At 50.2% G+C, this 20,898-nt stretch carries 21 protein-coding genes; all 21 read left to right on the top strand.

Features of this window, described 5'->3' with window-relative positions; all coding sequences use genetic code 11:
* Positions 1-91 precede the first annotated feature (91 nt).
* The 21 genes from LDO05_RS06910 to LDO05_RS07010 all read left to right on the top strand — a co-directional run bounded on the left by LDO05_RS06910 (position 92) and on the right by LDO05_RS07010 (position 20,697).
* A complete protein-coding gene (locus LDO05_RS06910) occupies positions 92-1,582 on the top strand; it encodes a UDP-N-acetylmuramoyl-L-alanyl-D-glutamate--2,6-diaminopimelate ligase (protein ID WP_251378125.1) in 1,491 nt (496 codons plus the stop codon).
* Between the two features lie 29 nt (positions 1,583-1,611).
* Positions 1,612-2,985 (top strand): UDP-N-acetylmuramoyl-tripeptide--D-alanyl-D-alanine ligase, encoded by a 1,374-nt coding sequence (locus tag LDO05_RS06915; RefSeq protein ID WP_276575567.1) that lies wholly within the window; start codon positions 1,612-1,614, stop codon positions 2,983-2,985.
* Between the two features lie 27 nt (positions 2,986-3,012).
* Positions 3,013-3,978, top strand: coding sequence for a phospho-N-acetylmuramoyl-pentapeptide-transferase (mraY, locus tag LDO05_RS06920; protein WP_251378127.1), 966 nt, complete (start codon positions 3,013-3,015; stop codon positions 3,976-3,978).
* A 5-nt stretch (positions 3,979-3,983) separates the two neighbouring features.
* A complete protein-coding gene (gene murD / locus LDO05_RS06925) occupies positions 3,984-5,405 on the top strand; it encodes a UDP-N-acetylmuramoyl-L-alanine--D-glutamate ligase (RefSeq protein WP_251378128.1) in 1,422 nt (473 codons plus the stop codon).
* A 52-nt stretch (positions 5,406-5,457) separates the two neighbouring features.
* The gene (gene spoVE, locus LDO05_RS06930; protein WP_251378129.1) at positions 5,458-6,555 is read left to right on the top strand and encodes a stage V sporulation protein E; all 1,098 of its coding nucleotides are present in this window, start codon (positions 5,458-5,460) and stop codon (positions 6,553-6,555) included.
* 5 nt (positions 6,556-6,560) lie between these two features.
* Positions 6,561-7,673 carry an undecaprenyldiphospho-muramoylpentapeptide beta-N-acetylglucosaminyltransferase gene (murG, locus tag LDO05_RS06935; RefSeq protein WP_251378641.1) on the top strand — a complete coding sequence of 371 codons (1,113 nt, stop codon included), beginning with the start codon at positions 6,561-6,563 and terminating at the stop codon, positions 7,671-7,673.
* Between the two features lie 167 nt (positions 7,674-7,840).
* Entirely contained in the window at positions 7,841-8,746 is a 906-nt protein-coding gene (gene murB, locus LDO05_RS06940) for a UDP-N-acetylmuramate dehydrogenase (protein ID WP_251378130.1), read from the top strand.
* 16 nt (positions 8,747-8,762) lie between these two features.
* Positions 8,763-10,043, top strand: coding sequence for a UDP-N-acetylglucosamine 1-carboxyvinyltransferase (murA, locus tag LDO05_RS06945; RefSeq protein WP_251378131.1), 1,281 nt, complete (start codon positions 8,763-8,765; stop codon positions 10,041-10,043).
* A gap of 60 nt (positions 10,044-10,103) precedes the next feature.
* On the top strand, positions 10,104-10,871 hold the full coding sequence (locus LDO05_RS06950) for a cell division protein FtsQ/DivIB (RefSeq protein WP_251378132.1): 768 nt from the start codon (positions 10,104-10,106) through the stop codon (positions 10,869-10,871).
* 244 nt (positions 10,872-11,115) lie between these two features.
* The gene (gene ftsA, locus LDO05_RS06955; protein WP_251378133.1) at positions 11,116-12,366 is read left to right on the top strand and encodes a cell division protein FtsA; all 1,251 of its coding nucleotides are present in this window, start codon (positions 11,116-11,118) and stop codon (positions 12,364-12,366) included.
* 54 nt (positions 12,367-12,420) lie between these two features.
* Positions 12,421-13,527: a cell division protein FtsZ gene (ftsZ, locus tag LDO05_RS06960; RefSeq protein WP_251378134.1), complete on the top strand. Its 1,107-nt coding sequence runs from the start codon at positions 12,421-12,423 to the stop codon at positions 13,525-13,527.
* Between the two features lie 294 nt (positions 13,528-13,821).
* A complete protein-coding gene (gene spoIIGA / locus LDO05_RS06965) occupies positions 13,822-14,832 on the top strand; it encodes a sigma-E processing peptidase SpoIIGA (RefSeq protein ID WP_251378135.1) in 1,011 nt (336 codons plus the stop codon).
* A 12-nt stretch (positions 14,833-14,844) separates the two neighbouring features.
* Complete coding sequence (sigE, locus tag LDO05_RS06970; RefSeq protein ID WP_251378136.1) at positions 14,845-15,567, top strand: RNA polymerase sporulation sigma factor SigE; 723 nt, start codon at positions 14,845-14,847, stop codon at positions 15,565-15,567.
* Between the two features lie 121 nt (positions 15,568-15,688).
* Complete coding sequence (gene sigG, locus LDO05_RS06975) at positions 15,689-16,471, top strand: RNA polymerase sporulation sigma factor SigG (protein ID WP_068616382.1); 783 nt, start codon at positions 15,689-15,691, stop codon at positions 16,469-16,471.
* A 111-nt stretch (positions 16,472-16,582) separates the two neighbouring features.
* Entirely contained in the window at positions 16,583-16,918 is a 336-nt protein-coding gene (locus tag LDO05_RS06980; protein ID WP_481857051.1) for a YlmC/YmxH family sporulation protein, read from the top strand.
* Between the two features lie 107 nt (positions 16,919-17,025).
* A complete protein-coding gene (pgeF, locus tag LDO05_RS06985; RefSeq protein ID WP_251378138.1) occupies positions 17,026-17,880 on the top strand; it encodes a peptidoglycan editing factor PgeF in 855 nt (284 codons plus the stop codon).
* Between the two features lie 6 nt (positions 17,881-17,886).
* Positions 17,887-18,579, top strand: a complete 693-nt coding sequence (locus tag LDO05_RS06990; RefSeq protein WP_251378139.1) for a YggS family pyridoxal phosphate-dependent enzyme — start codon at positions 17,887-17,889, stop codon at positions 18,577-18,579.
* Complete coding sequence (locus LDO05_RS06995; RefSeq protein ID WP_251378140.1) at positions 18,579-19,028, top strand: cell division protein SepF; 450 nt, start codon at positions 18,579-18,581, stop codon at positions 19,026-19,028. Before LDO05_RS06990 ends, LDO05_RS06995 begins: the two co-directional genes overlap by 1 nt.
* Positions 19,029-19,035: 7 nt before the next feature.
* Positions 19,036-19,311 carry a YggT family protein gene (locus LDO05_RS07000; protein ID WP_481857025.1) on the top strand — a complete coding sequence of 92 codons (276 nt, stop codon included), beginning with the start codon at positions 19,036-19,038 and terminating at the stop codon, positions 19,309-19,311.
* Positions 19,311-20,093, top strand: a complete 783-nt coding sequence (locus tag LDO05_RS07005) for a YlmH family RNA-binding protein (protein WP_251378141.1) — start codon at positions 19,311-19,313, stop codon at positions 20,091-20,093. The genes LDO05_RS07000 and LDO05_RS07005 overlap by 1 nt, the downstream gene beginning before the upstream one ends.
* Positions 20,094-20,196: 103 nt before the next feature.
* Entirely contained in the window at positions 20,197-20,697 is a 501-nt protein-coding gene (locus LDO05_RS07010; protein WP_251378142.1) for a DivIVA domain-containing protein, read from the top strand.
* Positions 20,698-20,898 lie beyond the last annotated feature (201 nt).

Raw genomic sequence — 20,898 nt, forward strand, 5'->3', positions numbered from 1 at the left:
TACTATATGGACTGAACTTAAGAGATGTATCGTCAGCTTGAGTTCATTTCATACTTGAATGAATTCGTGATATAGATGGAGGTATAACTTAATGTTACTTACACAACTAGCTGCCTATTTAACAGCTTCCAGCATCCATGGGGATGGTGGGGTCACAGTTACAGGCGTTCAGATCGACTCGCGCAAAGTGACCTCCGGCGACTTGTTCATTTGTCTGCCAGGACATACCGTAGACGGGCATGATTATGCCCGTCAAGCTGCAGACAATGGAGCAGCCGCATTGGTAGTTCAGCGTTTGCTTGATGAAGTGGAGCTCCCGCAGCTCCTGGTGAAGGACAGCCGTCTTGCGATGGCGGTGCTGGGTAACGCCTTTTATGAAGAGCCAAGTTCGCGTCTTCGCGTAATCGGGGTTACGGGCACGAACGGGAAGACAACAACCACGTATCTGATTGAGCAGATTCTTAAGGATCAGGGCAGTAAGCCGGGATTAATCGGTACGATCCAGCGCAGATATGACGGAAGGAGCTTCCCGATGTCAGGGACGACACCCGAATCGCTTGACCTGCAGAGCTATTTGAATGATATGGCTGAGGCGGATTGTGATTATTGTGTCATGGAGGTGTCCTCACATGCTCTGGAGCAAGGCCGCGTCAAGGGAACACGGTTCCGCACGGCTATCTTCACGAATTTGACCCAGGATCATCTGGACTACCACAAGACCATGGAAGAATACCGGGCGGCCAAAGGGCTATTCTTCTCGCGTCTGGGCAATCAATACTACCAGGACCCGCAGGAACGCAGTTATGCGGTTCTGAACGTAGACGATGAGGCATCCGCCTATTACGCTGCTCAGACTGCTGTGGAAGTCATTACATATGGTGTCGAGAAGGAAGCGGATGTGCGGGCTTCGAACATTTCAATCACGGCCCGGGGAACGTCGTTCCATGTGGATACTTTCCGGGGGAGCGCGGATATCCGTCTTCGCATGGTCGGCAAATTCAATGTATACAATGCTCTGGCGGCAATCAGCGCCGCCCTGCTGGAAGATATTCCGCTGGAGAAGATCAAAGCAAGTCTGGAGTCTTTGCCAGGGGTAGAAGGCCGGGTTGAGGCTGTGGATGAAGGGCAGGATTTTGCAGTTATTGTGGACTATGCCCATACGCCTGACGGACTGGAGAATGTGCTGCGGACCGTGAAGGAATTCGCGGAAGGCCGTGTGATATGTGTGTTCGGCTGCGGTGGTGACCGCGATAAGACGAAGCGGCCGATTATGGGACAGATTGCCGCCAAATATTCGGAATATATCTTTGTCACCTCAGACAATCCGAGAACCGAGAATCCCGAAGCGATTCTCTCCGATATTGAGCAAGGTCTGACGGGGCACGGCGTGACGAAGGATCGTTATGAACTCGTTGTGGACCGTAAGGAAGCTATTGAAAAGGCTATTGAAATGGCAAGCTCTAAAGATGTAGTATTGATTGCGGGGAAAGGCCATGAGACCTATCAGCTTATTGGGTCCCAGGTACTTGACTTTGATGATCGGATTGTTGCTAAAGAAGCCATAAGGGGTCCTCGAAAGTGATAAATAGAAATCTAGCTCAAATAGCACAAATGTGTGGTGGGAATCTTGTGAATGCCAAGCATGCGGAGATCAACGCGGCAGGCGTGATAACAGATTCCCGCAAAATAACTCCAGGCTGTCTCTTCATCCCTTTGGTGGGGGAGCAGTTTGATGGACATTCCTTTGCTGCCGAGGCTATCAGCCAAGGTGCTGCGGGCGTTCTCTGGCAGAGGGATCACGGCACTCCCCCGGAAGGCCCTGTTATTCTCGTAGAGAATACTCTGGAAGCTCTGCAGCAGCTCTCTAAAGCTTATCTTGCAGAGACAGCGGTACGCGTGATCGGGATCACGGGCAGCAACGGGAAGACAACAACGAAGGATATCGTTGCCTCGCTGCTGTCGACAACCTTTAAGGTTCACAAGACCAACGGGAATTTTAACAATCATATCGGGCTTCCGCTTACCATTCTATCGATGCCGGAGGATAGCGAAGTCATAATTTTGGAAATGGGCATGAGCGGCCGTTATGAAATTGAATTGCTTTCAAAGCTAGCAGAGCCGGAGACGGTATTGATTACGAATATCGGAGAATCCCACCTGCTTCAGCTGGGTTCAAGGGAGGAAATTGCCCGGGCCAAGGTGGAAATTCTTGCTGGACTGAAGCCGGGCGGCCTGTTTGTCTACAATGGGGATGAGCCTTTGATTCCTATGGTGCTGAAGGAGCCTGAGACCCACAAGCCGGAGAATCTGAAGATTGCAACTTTTGGAATGAATGACAGTAATGATGATTATCCGACCGGCATCATGTTTCAAAGTGGAGGAACTGTGTTTACCTCTTATTCAGGCCGTTCGGAGACAGCCTACCGGCTTCCGCTGCTGGGCGAGCATAATGTAATTAATGCGCTAGGCGCAATTACGGTTGCCAGGCATTATGGAGTGACTGAGGATCGTATCATCAAGGGACTTGAGCACTTAGAGCTCACAAGCATGCGTATTGAGCTGCTCGAGGGAATTAGCGGAGTCACAATCCTGAACGATGCATATAACGCGAGCCCCACTTCGGTGAAAGCGGCGATCGGAGTTCTGGAGAAGATGAAGGGCTACCGGAGAAAAATAGCTGTGCTTGGTGACATGCTCGAGCTCGGAGAGAACGAGGAACGATACCACGTAGAGATCGGGCAGTTCATAACGGAGGATAAAGTGGACCTTCTGTATACTTTTGGACCATTAGGGTCCAAGATCGCACAGGGAGCTGCAAGCCATCTTCCCGATACGCATATCCATGCATATATTGACAAGAATGAGCTCATTCGTGCCCTTTTACAAGAGTTGACCCCCAAGGACGCGGTGCTTATCAAAGCTTCGCGGGGAATGAGACTGGAAGAAGTGGCCCGGGCCATCCAGATAGATAAGCTTCAACCCTAATTAATGATAGCGAAAGGAGGGAGATCCGTGGATTTCTCACTTGTACTTCTCACCATAGGCGTTTCCTTCATCCTCGCCGTCATTGCGGCTCCCTTATGTATTCCCCTGCTGCGCAGACTCAAATTCGGACAGCAAATCAGAACCGAGGGGCCTCAGTCCCATTTGAAAAAAGCAGGTACGCCAACGATGGGCGGCATTATTATCATGATCGCTTTCACATTGGCTTTTGTGAAATTTTCTGTCATTAATACAGAATTCTACGTCATGCTGGTAGCTACGCTGGGATTTGGTCTGGTAGGGTTCCTGGATGACTATATCAAAATTGTGTTTAAGCGCTCGTTAGGACTTACTGCCAGGCAGAAGATGCTTGGACAGCTGCTGTTCGCGGCCATTGTATGCATCCTGCTGATCTCGAACGGTCACAGCACCGCGATTGGAATTCCCGGCACGGATTATTCTTTTGACTGGGGCGGAATTTTCTATTATCCATTTATCGTCTTTATGATGCTGGCCATTACGAATGCTGTTAACTTTACAGACGGTCTGGATGGACTGCTGTCTGGTGTCAGTGCCATCGTACTTGGTGCTTACGCCGTGGTTGCCATGCAGGCGACCTCACTGCCCGCTGCGGTATGTGCTGGAGCCATGATTGGCGCAGTGCTTGGCTTCCTCGTGTTCAATGCGCATCCGGCCAGGGTGTTCATGGGAGACTCGGGATCGCTAGGTATTGGCGGGGCTATCGCGGCCATTGCCATCGTCACCAAGAGCGAATTGTTGTTCCTGATTATCGGTGGAATATTCGTCATTGAGATTCTGTCCGTAGTGCTTCAGGTAGCTTCATTCAAGACCCGTGGCAAGCGCATATTCAAAATGAGTCCGATTCACCACCACTTTGAATTGTCTGGCTGGTCCGAGTGGCGGGTTGTGATTACGTTCTGGACAGTTGGACTTGTGCTCGCAGGTATTGGACTTTATCTCAACAAGGGGTTGTAATGATAATGAATCATCCGGAAATGTATAAAGGCCTGGAAGTTGTTGTCCTGGGCCTTGCCAAAAGTGGAGTTCAAGCAGCCAAACTCATGCACGAAGCAGGCGCCAATGTGATAGTTAATGATAAAAAGGATAGAGAACTGTGTCCCGAGGCATCCGAACTGGAGGCTTTGGGAATTTCTGTTCTATGCGGGAGCCACCCGGAAGGACTTATCCATCCGGGTGTCTCTCTGCTGATTAAGAATCCGGGCATCCCGTATACGGCGGCCCCTGTACAGACAGCACTGGAGCTAGGGATTGAGGTCGTTACCGAAGTTGAGGTGGCCTATCATATCTGCCAGGCGCCTATTATTGGTATAACGGGCTCCAATGGTAAAACTACGACCACTACATGGGTAGGCAAGCTGCTGGAGGCAGCTGGTCTGCATCCGATTGTTGCCGGTAATATCGGTACTCCGCTGTGTGAGGCAGCAGCCAATGCCCGGCCTGAAGATTGGATGGTCGTAGAGCTCAGCAGCTTCCAGTTGAAGGGAACGCAGGACTTCCGTCCGGCTGTAGGCTGCCTCCTGAATGTGGCAGAGACCCATCTGGACTATCACGGCGATATGGAAGATTACGTGAGTTCCAAGGCGAAGCTGTTCGCCAATCAGCTTGAGAGCGACACAGCTGTGCTCAATTTTGATGATCCGGTCTGCCGGGAGTTGGTTCCTTACGTCAAATCTAGGCTGCTGCCCTTCTCGGTTACAGAGACCCTGGTAGAGGGTGTCTATCTGGATCCGCCGTATGCGGCGGATGTTCAGGACCATGTGTCAAGAACTGTAATCTACCGCGATACAGAAGGGAATACACATGACATTATACAGGTGGATGAGATTGGTCTGCCGGGTCGCTTCAATGTGGAGAATGCACTCGCAGCCATCGCTATCTCCATTGCTGCCGGGGCAAGCCCGGACCTGCTCGCCGAGCCGCTGAAGACATTCCGCGGAGTTGAACACCGCTTGGAGTATGTAGATAAGAAGAACGGTGTGACTTATTACAACAATTCCAAGGCGACGAATTCCAAAGCTACTATTATGGCCTTGAGCGCGCTGGATGCGCCAATTATATTGATTGCTGGTGGACTTGACCGCGGCTCCGACTATATGGAACTGCTTCCTTCCTTTAAAGACAAGGTCAAGGCAGTTGTTGCGCTCGGGGAGACCAGGGAGAAAATTGGCCGGGTAGCCGGGCTTGCCGGATTAACGCAGATCGTGCTCGTCGATACTAAGGAAGACGCTGCCTCCGTACTTGGCACCGCGATTCAAGAAGCCGCAGGTCTTGCTCAGGCGGGGGACATCGTTCTATTATCCCCGGCTTGTGCTAGCTGGGACATGTTTGCTTCCTATGAAGAGCGTGGACGCATTTTTAAAGAGGCCGTGCATAACCTTTAGTAGAGGGGTGGATAAGCCCCTACTACTATTATAGTTAGAGGTGGCTTCCGCTATGATTAAGACGCGCCATGCGCCTGATATTTGGTTGTTAATCTGCATTCTGGCACTGCTGGCGATCGGCATGGTCATGGTATACAGCGCGGGCTCGGTGCTTGCTTTTCACGATTATGGTGATTCATTTTATTTTGTGAAAAGACAGCTGCTTTTCGCAGTACTTGGATTGATCGCGATGTTCTTTACCATGAACCTCGATTATCGTAATTTGCGTAAATATTCGAGAACTATTCTAATTTTTTGTTTTATTCTTCTAATTATTGTACTTATACCGGGCATTGGTGTTGTCCGCGGCGGAGCCAGAAGCTGGCTGGGCATCAGCTCGTTCGGGATTCAGCCTTCCGAGTTCATGAAGCTCGGGATGATCCTGTTCCTGTCCGACTGGCTGAGCCGGGAGACCATGGATATTACCAGGTTCACGAAGGGGCTGCTTCCGCCACTTGGCATGATTGGACTTGCATTTGGGCTAATTATGCTGCAGCCTGATCTGGGGACGGGGACGGTAATGCTGGGAGCCTCACTGCTGATTGTGTTCGCTGCAGGCGCGAGACTCAAGCATTTGTTCTCGCTTGCCCTGGTGGGGATTGCCGGTTTTGTAGGTCTGATTCTGGCCGCGCCCTATCGTTTGAAGCGGATTACAGCCTTTCTTGACCCATGGTCGGACCCGCTGGGGGCTGGCTATCAGATTATTCAGTCTTTGTATGCGATCGGCCCCGGCGGACTAGCCGGGCTGGGTCTGGGGATGAGTCGTCAGAAGTACAGTTATGTGCCTGAGCCGCAGACGGATTTCATATTTTCGATATTGGCAGAGGAGCTCGGGTTCATTGGGGGTCTGCTCGTGCTGCTTCTTTTTACAATTCTGGTATGGAGAGGTATGCGGGTCGCGATGACGGTTCCCGACACCTTCGGCAGTCTGCTCGCTGTGGGGATTATTGGTATGGTCGCGGTTCAAGTTGTGATTAATATTGGTGTTGTTATCGGTCTCATGCCGGTTACCGGCATTACGCTGCCGCTCATCAGCTACGGGGGATCCTCGCTTACGCTGATGCTGACGGCGCTAGGAATTTTGCTTAACTTATCCCGTCATTCGAGGTGAACATCATGCGAGTTGTATTAAGCGGAGGGGGAACTGGAGGACATATTTATCCAGCTCTCGCCGTCGCGAAGCAATGTGCTTCTGAATATCCGGAATCGGAGTTTCTATATATAGGTGGACAAAAGGGGCTGGAGAGCTCCCTGGTTCCCAAGGTAGGTATACCCTTTGAGGCTATTAATATTACCGGATTCCGTAGAAAACTGTCACCGGAGAATATCAAGACGGTTATCCGGTTTCTGCGGGGCGTCCGCACTTCCAAGAAATTGCTTAAGAGATTTAAGCCCGATGTAGTTATCGGAACTGGAGGATATGTGTGCGGCCCTGTCGTCTACGCCGCCTCAAAGCTTGGGATTCCCAGTATTATTCATGAGCAGAATGCGATACCCGGTCTTACGAATCGCTTCTTGAGCAAATATGTGGATACTGTGGCACTGAGCTTTGAAGGGATGGAGAATGCTTTTCCAGGTGCCAGGAATATCCTCTATACAGGAAATCCTCGGGCGACTACAGTCTATGAGGCGGATAAAACCAAGGGGTACTCCGCTTTAGGGCTTATACCCGGAACCCCGATCGTACTCGTGGTTGGCGGCAGCAGGGGGGCGAAGGCTATTAATGATGCCATGATTGAGATGGCACCCATGCTGAATGAACTAGAGCATGTCCGCTTTGTCTATGTGACTGGTGAGAATTATTATGAGCCAACCCTGGAAGCGATCAAGGCTAAGACGGGTCAGCTGCCCCGGAGCCTTCAGGTGCTTCCTTATGTGCATAATATGCCCGAGGTGCTGGCTTGCACGTCGTTGATCGTTAATCGTGCGGGAGCTTCCTTCCTGGCAGAGATCACCTCGCTGGGCATCCCGTCCATTCTGATTCCTTCTCCTAATGTGACTAACAATCATCAGGAGAAGAATGCCAGAACACTGGAGCAGGCCGGAGCGGCTGAAGTAATTCTTGAGCCGAGCTTGACAGGACCGGCCCTATTCTCATCGATCAAGCGGATTATGGAGGATGTGTCCAGGCAGGTTGCCATGTCAACAGCTTCCCGCAGACTCGGCAAGCCCGACTCTGCACACCTGCTGGTAGAAGAGATGCACCGTCTAGTCCAGCAGCGGAGATAAAACCAGGCTCTGGGCGGGTGTCACACTCTATGGGGGGCTTACATAAGATACTCTATAATCGCGTGACAATCTACCCAAGGTGCCGGTGGGATGCTCCGCTATTCATCCTAACTAGGCTAGATCGATCAATTGGCTGTGTGGGTAACGAACCAGGGAGGGAAATTAAGATGCAGCAGTGGATTTCTAAATTATCCAGGGCAGAGGTCGGCAGTATTCTGACCAACGAGCCAATGGCCAAATATACAACATGGAAAATCGGAGGTCCCGCTGATGCGGTGATCGTGCCGGAGACAGTACAGCAGCTTCAGCATCTAATCCGTATTCTGCATGAGGAGAAGGTTCCTTGGATGCTTGTTGGCAAGGGGTCCAACATGCTCGTGTCCGATCTTGGAATCCGCGGCGCGGTGATCAGACTCGGTAAGGGGCTTGAAGGCTCAGAGTTCCGGGGAACAGAAGTGGAAGCGGACGGAGGCGCAAGCTTTGTCAGTCTAAGCATTATGGCGGGCAAGAAGGGACTTACAGGTATGGAGTTCGCTTCAGGTATTCCCGGCACGGTTGGGGGAGCGGTATACATGAACGCCGGCGCGCACGGGTCTGATGTGTCACGCATATTCAAATCCGCTGAGATTGTACTGGAGACAGGGGAATTGGTTAGCTACAACGCGGAGCAGATGGGGTTCGCTTATCGCCATTCAATCCTGCACGAACGGAGTGGGATCGTGGCTAAAGCCGTCTTCGAGCTTATGGAAGGTGATCGTACGGCGATTTCATCAACTATGGCGGCCTACAAAGACCGGAGAAGACAGACTCAGCCTTTGCAGCAGCCGTGCGCCGGGAGCGTGTTCCGCAACCCGCCGGGAGATCACGCCGCAAGGCTGATTGAAGCCGCTGGTCTGAAGGGTTACCGGTCAGGCGGTGCCGAGGTATCTGAGATGCATGCCAATTTCATTGTTAATACCGGGCAAGCGACAGCAGAGGACGTACTCACCCTGATGAACCATATTCAAAGCGTTGTTGCCTCTAAATTCGAAGTGAATTTGGTTCCGGAAGTGTTCTGCGTGGGTGAGCGGTAAACTCGGAGGTGATACATTGGACAAATTGGTGATTGAAGGCGGGCAACCCCTATCAGGAACCATTCGTATCCATGGAGCGAAAAATGCCGCATTGCCAATTCTGGCAGCGAGTCTGCTGTCCGGAGGGAAGGTTCAGCTGCGCAATGTGCCGCGTCTGCTTGATATTGATGTCATGCTGCGCATTCTGAACCGACTAGGCTGCAGTACGATTCACAGAGGGGACACCGTGGTTGTTGATTCAAGCGGGGCGGATTCATGCCAAGTGCCGGAAGATTTAATGAAGCTGATGAGGTCTTCGATATTTCTAATGGGACCTTTGCTGGCCAAGTTTGGCGAGGTGTGCGTGTATCAGCCGGGCGGATGTGCGATCGGGGAACGTAAGATCGATCTTCATTTGAACGGGCTTAAGGCCCTTGGCGCCGAGATCGAGGAGAACGACGAGCAGATTTGGTGCCGTGCCAAGAAGCTGGTGGGTGCGGATATCCATTTGGATTTCCCAAGTGTAGGGGCAACAGAGAACATTATGATGGCTGCTGTACTGGCTGAAGGGACCACCATAATTACCAACGCGGCCCGTGAGCCCGAGATTCAGGATCTGCAGAATTTCCTGAATGAGATGGGCGCGAGCATTATGGGGGCAGGAACAGACACCATCAAGATTCGCGGGGTGAAGCAGTTATTTCCATGCGAGTATGGGATAATTCCTGACCGAATCGTGGCTGGAACTGCGTTAATTGCGGCTGCAGCTACCCGGGGCACGGTAACATTGACTCATTGCAATCCAGCCCATCTCATCTCGCTGCTTCATGTCCTGAGGCGCGCTGGTGTTCAAATAGGGGTATGCAATGATATAATCAATGTTAGTAGTCTTGGGAGACCTAAAGCGGTAGAGAGCATTGTGACCTCTCCTTATCCTGCCTTTCCTACCGACCTCCAGTCTCAGGTTATGGTGCTGCTATCCTTGGCGGATGGCATCAGTATGATGAGAGAGACCGTGTTCGAAGGCAGGTTCAAGCATGTGGATGAGCTTGTGCGTATGGGTGCTGATATCTCGGTGAATTCTACCTCTGCTTACATCCGCGGAGTTCCGAGATTATATGGGGCAACAGTAGAAGCAACGGATTTAAGAGCCGGTGCAGCGCTGGTTATTGCAGGACTGTCCGCTCACGGCCAGACTGTTGTTGAGCAGGTTCATCACATTGACCGGGGATATGATCGCATAGAGAATTTGTTTCAGCGGCTGGGAGCCCGCATGCATAGGCAGACTCCAGTGCTCAAACAGCTTGATTTTGCCTGATTAATGCCAAGGTTGTCCCCTCCATCCGGAGGGGCTATCAGGCTTAATGGAGAAGTGAAAATGCCAAAAGCAAATGTACCTGTCCTTAAGAAGGACAAGCCTAGAATGAAGACAAGCCGTAAAGTCATCGCTATATTAATTCTTCTGTTCATTGTCTTGATGGGTGTGCTGTTCTTCCGGTCACAAATTAGCAAGATCTCAGAAATCCGGTTCACCGGAAATGCATATTCAACGGATGCGGAGCTCTTGAAGCAGATGGGAATCCAGGTGGGGTCGCCTTTCTTCGGTACGAGTGAAAGCACGATACGTGAGCGTCTTGCCGGCATTCCGTCTATTGAGAAGATAACTGTGGACAAGCAGTTCCCGGGTCTTATCAGCATTACAATCAAGGAGTACCGCGCCGTGGCTTATTCTCTTAACAAAGACGGCAGCTTTGCAGCCTATCTGGCGAACGGGACTGAGGTTCCAGTCAAGAATGGCGGTATTGCTGCCGGGAAGCCGCTGCTTACGAAATGGAAGAAGAATGATCCGAATTTGATCAAGCTCTGTAGTGTGCTGGGGCAAATCCCGGACAATCTGACCGCGGATATTTCAGAGATCATTCCGTCGCCGACGGCATCTTATCCGGATCGGATCAAGATGTACACCAGCTCGCATTTTGAGGTGATTACAGCGATTTCCCTGCTGACTGAGAAGATCGAGGACCTGAACTTAGTTATCGATACACAGGAGCCGGGAACCTTAACTATGCTCGAGGCGGATTCCTATTCGTCCTTCGGGCCTGTAGAAGACAATAAGGAGCCTCAAAAAGAGACTACTAATCAGTGACGAACAATGATAAAATATAATTTATGAGCTTGTTAGCAATCTCCCTCTTTTTTCTTATAATTTTTGTAGTAGCTGTGTGTCAGGTTTCTATGGCAAAATGCTGCTGGGACAGGGTTCTGACTAAATCTTGGCAATTAAAAAATTTGTAGAAAAAAGAGGGAAAGTTTAAACCGCGTTGAATTAAGTAGAGAGTTACGCTTAGCTCTACTAAACAATTTTCAAGATAACAGGAGGTGCCAGGGGCTTGAGCAACAATGACATCATTGTTAGTTTGGACATCGGTACATCCAAAGTTCGTGCTATTATTGGGGAAATCTCGAATGGAACCTTTAATATTATTGGGGTTGGATCTGCCGAATCGGAAGGAATCCGTAAAGGCGCGATTGTAGATATTGACCAGACTGTGCAGTCTATCAAGAGTGCGGTCGACCATGCTGAACGCATGGTGGGTATTCAAATATCGGAAGTGTATGTCGGTATTTCGGGAAATCATATCGGACTCCAATCCAGTCACGGCGTAGTGGCTGTGTCGAACGAGGACCGTGAAATAGGGGAAGAGGATATTGAGCGCGTCATGAAGGCCGCAGAAGTGATTGCCCTTCCACCTGAACGGGAGATTATCGATGTAGTAGCCAAGCAGTATGTAGTAGACGGATTGGAAGGGATACAGGATCCTCGCGGAATGATCGGGGTAAGACTTGAAGTCGAAGCCACCATTATTACCGGTGCAAAGACGGCAATACATAATCTTCTTCGCTGCGTAGAGAAAGCGGGTCTGAAGGTCACGGATCTTGTTCTTCTGTCGCTGGGTGCAGGCCAGCTGGCCTTATCCAAGGATGAGAAGACTATGGGTTCCGTGCTTGTAGATATTGGAGCCGGGTCTACAACGATTGCTGTATTTGAGAACGGGACTATCTCCGCCACATCCACACTTCCAATCGGCGGGGAATTTATCACGAATGATATAGCCTATGGGCTTCGGACCTTGACTGATCAAGCTGAGAAGGTCAAGCTGAAATACGGATGTGCGCTTATGGAAGATGCTGCTCATGACGTTACTTTCAAAGTAACCCGTATCGGGAGCAATGTGGATAAGGAATTCACCCAAGAGGATTTGGCTGCAATCTCGGAGCCGCGGGTACAGGAGATATTCCACTTGATCCGTCAGGAAGTTAAACGGCTCGGTTACACAGAGCTTCCCGGGGGTTATATACTAACGGGGGGAACGGTATCCATGCCTGGGCTGCTGCAGGTGGCTCAGAATGAACTGGCCGCTTCTGTACGGATTGCTGTACCGGACTATATTGGAGTCAGGGACCCCGGTTTCACAAGCGGAGTTGGAATCCTGTATAATGTGATTCGTAACATTCGTATCCGCAGCACCGGGAATAAGAAGCAAGTCAAGAATCCAAAGTCGGCCCCTGCTGCTCAGGAGACAGCTCCTAAGGCGGGAATCTGGGGAAGCATTAAGAATATCTTCAAAGAGTTTATATAACTAAGACCACGATGGACGGGCCATCCACGCACACTGAGGGGGAGATGGAAGAGTATGTTGGAATTTGATTTTGAAATGGAGAGCATGGCTAAAATAAAGGTCATCGGGGTTGGCGGCGGCGGAAGCAATGCCGTGAACCGTATGATCGAGAATGGAGTGCAGGGTGTGGAGTTCATTACGGTGAACACCGACGCGCAGGCACTGCATCTGGCTAAGTCCGAACACAGACTGCAGATCGGGGACAAGCTGACTCGTGGTCTTGGAGCAGGAGCCAATCCGGAAGTAGGTAAGAAGGCTGCTGAAGAATCCCGCGATTTGATTGCGAATACGCTCAAAGGCGCGGATATGGTCTTCGTTACTGCAGGGATGGGTGGAGGCACAGGTACAGGCGCCGCTCCTGTAATTGCCGAGATTGCAAGAGAATGTGGAGCATTGACCGTGGGCGTAGTTACCCGCCCGTTCACCTTTGAAGGACGCAAGCGTTCCTCCCATGCCGAGCTTGGCATTGAAGGACTCAAGGAGAAAGTTGACACTCTGATCGTGATTCCGAATGACCGCCTGCTTGAGATGGTGGACAAGAAGACTCCAATGCTGGAAGCTTTCCGTGAAGCCGATAATGTGCTTCGTCAAGCGGTTCAGGGTATCTCAGATCTGATTGCGGTTCCAGGTCTAATCAACCTTGACTTTGCCGATGTGAAGACCATTATGACTGAGCGCGGGTCCGCGCTTATGGGTATTGGCCTCGCAACCGGTGAGAATCGTGCGGCTGAAGCAGCTCGCAAAGCTATTATGAGCCCGCTCCTGGAGACGACGATTGAAGGCGCTAGAGGCGTTATCATGAACATTACCGGAGGCTCCAATCTGTCTCTTTATGAAGTCAATGAAGCGGCGGAAATTGTCATTTCTGCATCCGATCCTGAAGTGAATATGATCTTCGGTGCGATTATTGACGAGAATATGAAGGAAGAGATTAAAGTCACCGTTATTGCTACAGGCTTTGAACACAAGCCAGCTCCTGTACAGCCGCAGCGGAAGCCTTCGGTAAGTAATCCGGAGCCACAGGAGAATCGTTCGAATAACCTGAGACCATTTGGGAACCAGCCAAGTGGAGATCAGCTAGATATTCCAACATTCCTGCGCAATCGCCGTAACAACGATTAGTCCTGGATAGATTTCCCCCATACATGAAGCCCGTTTGTCGCCTTGTGCGATGAGCGGGCTTTTTTGATCGTATCCTTGCTAGGTATAGGGAGAAGATCAGAATTGTGTCACAGATAATCCCTGGAAGGTCGACAAAAAAAGTTGATCTCCGCACTCAATATTAGACAGACTTCATAGTTTGATCTACTTATACTGAGAACATCAATCTGCTTTAAGAGAATGGACAATAAGACTGAACGGGGGAAATAACATTTTGAAGTGGTAGTCTCTTAAGTGTCTACAGCATTTCCATGAATGCCAGCTAGTGAAGAACTGCTCCCGTGGAAACAGGCAGGTGTAGCCGTGGTTGTGTATATTGATCTTATTTTCCTGTTGAACCTGGTCATTGACGGTGCTCTTATTTGGCTAACTGCCTGGATGAGGAAGCTGAAGGTGAATAAATGGCGTGCCGCTGCCGCCGCAGTCATTGGGGCTTTATATGTGCTCATGATGTTTCTGCCTCAGCTGTCCTTTTTGTATACGTTCCTTACAAAGTTTTTATTCTCGGTAGTCATGCTATGGGTAGCCTTTGGATTCGGAAGTCTGCAAAACTATCTGCGGAATATGGGCGCCTTCTATATCGTCAACTTTGTGGCCGCCGGGGGGATCCTGGGCATCCATTATCTCCTGCAAAGCTCTGGGGAGGTATGGAGCGGAATCTGGTATACGACGACTGGAGGAGCCGGCTTTGAACTGAAGATAGGGGCTCTGTTCATTCTCATTGTCTTCGTACTTGTTCTGCTGGCGTTCAAGTCCGTCCAGGCATCCCGGCAGAGGCAGCTTCGCTTGAATACCTATCTTGGGGAAGTGACGGTTCATATTGAAGAGGTGGAAATTAGCTGTACGGGTCTCATTGATACAGGGAATCAGCTTACAGATCCATTAACGAGGATGCCGGTCATGGTCATGGAGGCCTCGCTCTGGGAGCACTTTCTCCCGGACGGCTGGGCCAGCAAGCTCAGCAGCGGTGGAGCGGACAACCTCATTATGGAGCTCAGTGAAGATGCAGGATTCCCTTGGAGAGAGCGGCTAAGGCTGGTCCCGTACCGGGGTATCAACAAAGGCTCGCAATTTATGATTGCGCTCAAGCCGGATAAGGTAACTGTTGTGGCTGGAGACAAAAGGACCATAACGAGCAGAGTGCTCATCGGGCTGGATGGAGGAAGGTTGTCATCTGAAGGAGCCTATAAGGCCATTATTCATCCGCTGTTAACGGAGGATGCCGGCGGGAGCGACCAGGCAAGTGCAACTGCTAACGCGATATAGGAGGTTTGAGCCATGCTTGTAAAATGGAAATTAACACTTCAACTGCAGTACTATAGGCTGCTGTTCCTTCTGGGAATGAAAAGTGAAGAGATTTATTATATCGGCGGGAGTGAGGCGCTTCCGCCTCCTTTAACACGCGAAGAAGAGGAGTTCCTGCTGCAGAAGCTCTCCAGCGGGGATGCAGCCATTAGGGCGATGCTGATTGAACGCAATCTGCGCCTGGTCGTGTATATTGCCCGTAAATTTGAGAATACCGGAATCAACATCGAAGATCTGGTGTCAATCGGGGCAATTGGCTTGATTAAGGCCGTGAATACTTTTGATCCCGAGAAAAAGATAAAGCTTGCCACCTATGCCTCACGCTGTATCGAGAATGAGATTCTCATGTATCTGCGCCGGAACAGCAAGATCCGGTCCGAGGTATCTTTTGATGAGCCGCTTAATATCGATTGGGATGGCAATGAATTGCTCCTGTCTGATGTGCTGGGCACCGAGAATGACACCATCTACCGCAATATTGAAGAGCAGGTGGACCGGAAGCTGCTTCACAAGGCACTCGATAAGCTGAGTGACCGGGAACGAATGATTATGGAGCTCCGATTTGGGCTTAGCGACGGGGAAGAGAAGACACAGAAGGACGTGGCAGACCTGCTTGGAATCTCACAATCTTACATTTCCCGGCTGGAGAAAAGAATCATCAAACGGCTGCGCAAAGAGTTCAATAAAATGGTGTAACCCCAAAATATAGGAATAAAAAGACCTCCCTCGGAGATAATGAACATTAGTTTCACCGCAGATTAGGTAGGGCCTTACACGCCTTACAGGCTTGATCTGTATCCTTGGGAGGTAAGACACGATGACACGAAACAAAGTCGAGATTTGCGGTGTCGACACTGCAAAGCTACCTGTTCTAACGAATGCGGAAATGCGTGAATTATTCCACTCTCTACAACAAGACCACGTGCGAGCAGCAAGAGAAAAGTTAGTCAATGGGAATCTGAGGCTCGTGCTCAGCGTAATCCAGCGGTTCAATAACCGGGGAGAGTATGTGGACGATCTGTTCCAGGTCGGCTGCATCGGACTAATGAAGGCTATTGATAATTTTGATCTATCGCAAAATGTGAAGTTCTCCACCTACGCTGTTCCGATGATCATCGGTGAGATCCGGCGCTACTTAAGGGACAACAATCCGATTCGGGTCTCCCGGTCCCTGCGGGATATCGCTTATAAAGCGCTTCAGATGAGGGACAGTCTGACGAACCGGAATTCACGCGAACCGACCGTGCTGGAAATTTCAGAGGCTCTGAACATCCCCAAAGAAGACGTGGTGTTCGCTCTGGATGCGATCCAGGACCCTGTATCCCTGTTCGAGCCTATCTATCATGATGGCGGGGACCCGATCTATGTGATGGATCAGATCAGCGATGATAAGAACAAGGACGTGTCCTGGATTGAAGAGATCGCGCTGCGCGAAGCGATGCATAAGCTTAACCGCAGGGAGAAGATGATTCTCTCCATGAGATTTTTTGAAGGCAAGACCCAGATGGAGGTTGCGGATGAGATCGGTATCTCGCAGGCGCAGGTATCCAGACTGGAGAAATCCGCTATTTTACAAATGCAAAAGCATGTGAAATCCTGACGGCCCGAAAGGGACCGTCTTTTTTTATGCTTGATCTTATTTTTTGGATAAGTGACTCATATATTTAACAGACAAGGGCTTAAGAAGCTCTGACGTGAAACTGGATGAATGATGTGCACACAGGGGGAGAGGTCATTGGTGAAAATTTCCGATTTCCAGACAAAGGATGTCATTAATGTGGTAGATGGGAAAAGACTCGGTCAAATCAGTGATTTGGAGCTTGATCTGCGGCAGGGGCTGATTGAGGCTATTGTGGTTCCAGGTTACAGCAAGTTCATGGGGCTGTTCGGAGGCGGCAATGATATGGTCATTCCCTGGCGGAATATTGTTAAGATTGGTTCGGATGTCGTGCTGGTGAAGCTGGATGAGAGCCGGATCAGAACCCAGGAGAATGAGAACACGATCTATATTGAACGGGACAGACATGAGGGACGCCGGAGCCTGTAGAGTCGCCGGGATGTGAATGTTAGTGGGCAAACTCATCCGAATCAGGGTTAGTAAAGTCCGCGGCATATGGTACACTGTATTCAGGAGTAATTAGGAGGATATGGGATATGGAACCGTTTGTTAGGGTAAATATAAAGCACGGAGAGCCTGAGCGGCTGAATCTGCGTTCCTGGGAGGAAGCTTTCCCTGGACTTAGCGCAGGCTTTACCGGAAGGGGTGGCGGAACGGGAACCGCTCCTTATGAAAGTCTGAATTTAGCTCTGCATGTGGGGGATGATCCGGAAGCGGTCATAGCCAACAGGGCAAAGTTGGCGGAGTCGGCCGGATTCCCATTCGATGCATGGACCTGTGGAGAACAGGTGCATGGTACCCGTATAGGCGTGGTTGATGCTGAACAGCGTGGACGGGGAAGGCTTGACAGAACGAGCAGCTTTGAGGATACGGATGGATTAATCACCCATGTGCCTGGCATAATGCTTACGTCATTTTATGCGGACTGTGTGCCGCTGTATTTCCTAGACCCCGTCCACCATGTGGTTGGTCTCGCTCATGCGGGCTGGAAGGGAACCGTTCAGCAGATTGCCTTACAGATGATTGTTAAGATGGAAGAGGAATACGGGAGCAGACCGGATCAGATTAGAACAGCGATCGGCCCTTCCATTGGGCCGTGCTGTTATGAAGTTGATGAGCATGTGATGTCCAGGGTCAGAAGCATCGTGTCCGAATCTGAGCAGCAGGATCTGGCAGCGAAGGTGGCTTCGGCATCAGCCAACCCAGGTAAAAGCATGCTGAACTTGAAAGAACTGAATCGAATCATTATGATTAAAGCAGGAATTTTGCCGAGCCATATCGAATGTACAACGTGGTGTACAAGCTGCAGCACCGATGTATTCTTCTCCTATCGCAAGGAGAATGGAATAACCGGTCGCATGGCCAGCTGGATCGGCATGAAGGAGAGGTGATCCTTCTTGAGCTTGAAGGAACGGATTGAGCTGGTGAACACACGAATCAGACAAGCCTGTGAACGTAGTGGAAGGCAGCCTGAAGAGATTAACATAGTCGCTGTAACGAAATACGTATCTGTGGAAGCAACAGAAGCGGTTCTTGACCAAGGACTTGTACACCTTGGCGAGAACCGTCTGCAGGTGGCAGGTCCCAAATGGGAGCAGCTTGGTGGCAGAGGGACTTGGCATTTCATTGGCCATTTGCAGACCAACAAGGTGAAGGAAGTTATCGGGAAGTTCGAGTATATCCATTCGCTGGATCGTCTGTCCCTCGCCAAAGAGCTGGAGAAGAAAGCCGCTGCGGCAGATACGTTTATTAAGGTCTTTGTCCAGGTTAATATATCTGGAGAGGAATCCAAGCAGGGCCTTGAGCCGGATGAAGTGCCAGGCTTTCTTGAGGAGATCCGCAAGCTCCCTCATCTGAAAGTAATCGGGCTAATGACCATGGCTCCATTTGAAGGTGACCCGGAAGACACAAGACCTATATTTAGAGGGCTGAGAGAGCTTCGGGACCAGCTGAACGATAAGTCGTTAACTGACGAGCCGCTCAAGCATTTGTCGATGGGAATGTCGAATGATTTCGAGGTGGCGGTCGAAGAAGGGGCGACATGGCTTCGCCTCGGCACTCTACTAGTGGGGAAAGAGGAGGAGAATTAATGGGAGTCATGAATAAATTTATGAATTTCTTTGGCCTTCAGGAGGAGGAGGAAGTCGTGGAACGGGAGAAATTCCAAGAGACAGATGAACCTGAGCTTGAAACTCCGAGCTTCGATGCACGTAGAAATCAAAGGGGAAGCAATGTGGTAAGTATTCATTCCCAGAAGAATGTCAAGCTGATCTTGAATGAGCCTCGTTCCTATGATGAAGCGCAAGAGATTGCAGATCATCTGCGTTCGCACCGCGCGGTGGTTGTTAACCTGCAGCGCGTCCGTAACGATCAGGCCCTTCGTATTATCGATTTTCTGAGTGGTACGGTATATGCTCTCAGCGGTAGTATCTCCAAAGTTGGCGCTAACATCTTTCTGTGCACCCCGGATACGGTTGAGATTCAGGGCTCGATTACTGAAATTCTAGCCGACGAACAAGAATATAACAGAATGAGGTGACCGGAAGTTGAGCAGTATTGAGACGATTATTTATGCCTTGTATCAAATTTATACGTACATGATTATCATCTACATTCTGATGTCATGGATACCGAATGTCAGAGAGAGCTTCATCGGTGACCTGCTCGGGAAGCTGGTTGAGCCATTTCTTGCTCCGTTCCGCCGGTTCATACCGCCGATTATGGGCATGATTGATATTTCTCCAATCGTAGCTTTGTTCGTACTTCGGCTTGCTGTTGTCGGACTGGTAAGTGTAATCGGCTATTTGACAGGAAGCAGATAATGAAGGTTGACATATATGAACACTTCCGCCCCGAAGAACGAATGTTTGTGGACCGGGCATGGGAGTGGATTGTTGGAGCCGGGGAATATCATGAAGTGAAGCTTACCGATTTCCTGGACCCTCGTCAATGCTTCATCCTGGAATCACTCGCTGGAAGAAATCCCGAGGTAAGCGTCAGGTATGATGGCGGATATGAAGGGGCTGAACGGGTTCGTGCCCTTATAGCTCCGGACTACAGGGATTTGTCCTACGAACCAATGAGGCTTAAGGTTCTCGATATATCTTCCCTTGATCAGAAGCTGGACAGCTTGGAACACGGGGATTATATGGGGGCCTTGCTGTCTTTGGGACTTAAGCGGGACAAGATTGGCGACATTCATGTTCTTGAGGACGGCTGTAATGTGATAGTTGCTGAAGAGACAGCGGACTACCTTCGTGCCAACCTGCGTCAGGTTCACAGGGTTAATGTGTATACCGAGATCAAGGACCTGAGTGATCTGCGCGTATCAAGTCAGAATCTGGAGGCCATGGTGCTGACCGTGGCTTCCTTGAGATTGGATGGAATCGTCAGCGATGTGTATCGGCTCAGCCGAAGCAAGGTCTTGGTTCCCATTAAAGCCGGCCGCTGCCGGATTAATTGGAGGACAGAGGAAGACCCTTCCAAGAACCTCAGAGAAGGGGATGTCGTCTCCCTGCAGGGATTTGGACGGTTCAAGGTCCTGGAGTTGGACGGTGTGACGAAGAAAGGGAGATTCCGGGTAAAAATCGGGAAATTTGTGTAGAAGACAGCAGGAAATCTTCTCAATCTGTCGAATTGTAATACAGTGGACAGAGCGAGAACCTGATCTTCTGCCTTGTTGTTCAAATTTTTAGGAGGTGCGCAGCATGCCATTAACGCCGCTGGATATACATAATAAGGAGTTCTCCAGACGTCTTCGCGGCTACGACGAAGATGAAGTGAATGAATTTCTCGATCAGATCATTAAGGATTACGAGAGCGTCATTCGGGAGAACAAGGATCTTCAGAACCAGCTGCTGACGGTGCAGGAGAAGCTTGACCATTTTGCTACGATTGAAGAATCGCTGAGCAAGACGATCATCGTTGCCCAGGAAGCGGCTGACGAGGTTAGGAACAATGCGAAGAAGGAAGCTCAGCTTATCATAAAAGAAGCAGAGAAGAATGCGGATCGCATTATCAACGAATCCTTGAGCAAATCCCGTAAGGTTGCCCTTGAAGTTGAAGAACTCAAGAAACAGGCTTCCGTATACCGGGCCCGCTTCCGGGTGCTGGTTGAAGCACAGCTGGAACTTCTAAGTCAAGATGGCTGGGAATCTCTTGAAGAGGATACCAAGCGCGGCGAGCGTGAAGTGCGCGAGATATACTAGGCCTTCTCCAGGTTGACATTGTGACCCAAAACAGGTATAAATAAAAACATATGATTTTAACCGCATAGCTTCTTTTGATGATGGGAACCAGTACGCTGAACCCCTTGATCTCCAGAGAGTTGGTATCCTGCTGAAAGCCAACGTTCAAGAGTCAGACGGAATATCCTCCCGGAGAAGTTAAGCCTAAATCTGCAGAGATAA

Origin of the sequence: Paenibacillus sp. YPG26 (assembly GCF_023704175.1) — a bacterium.
Taxonomy (GTDB): Bacteria; Bacillota; Bacilli; order Paenibacillales; family Paenibacillaceae; genus Fontibacillus.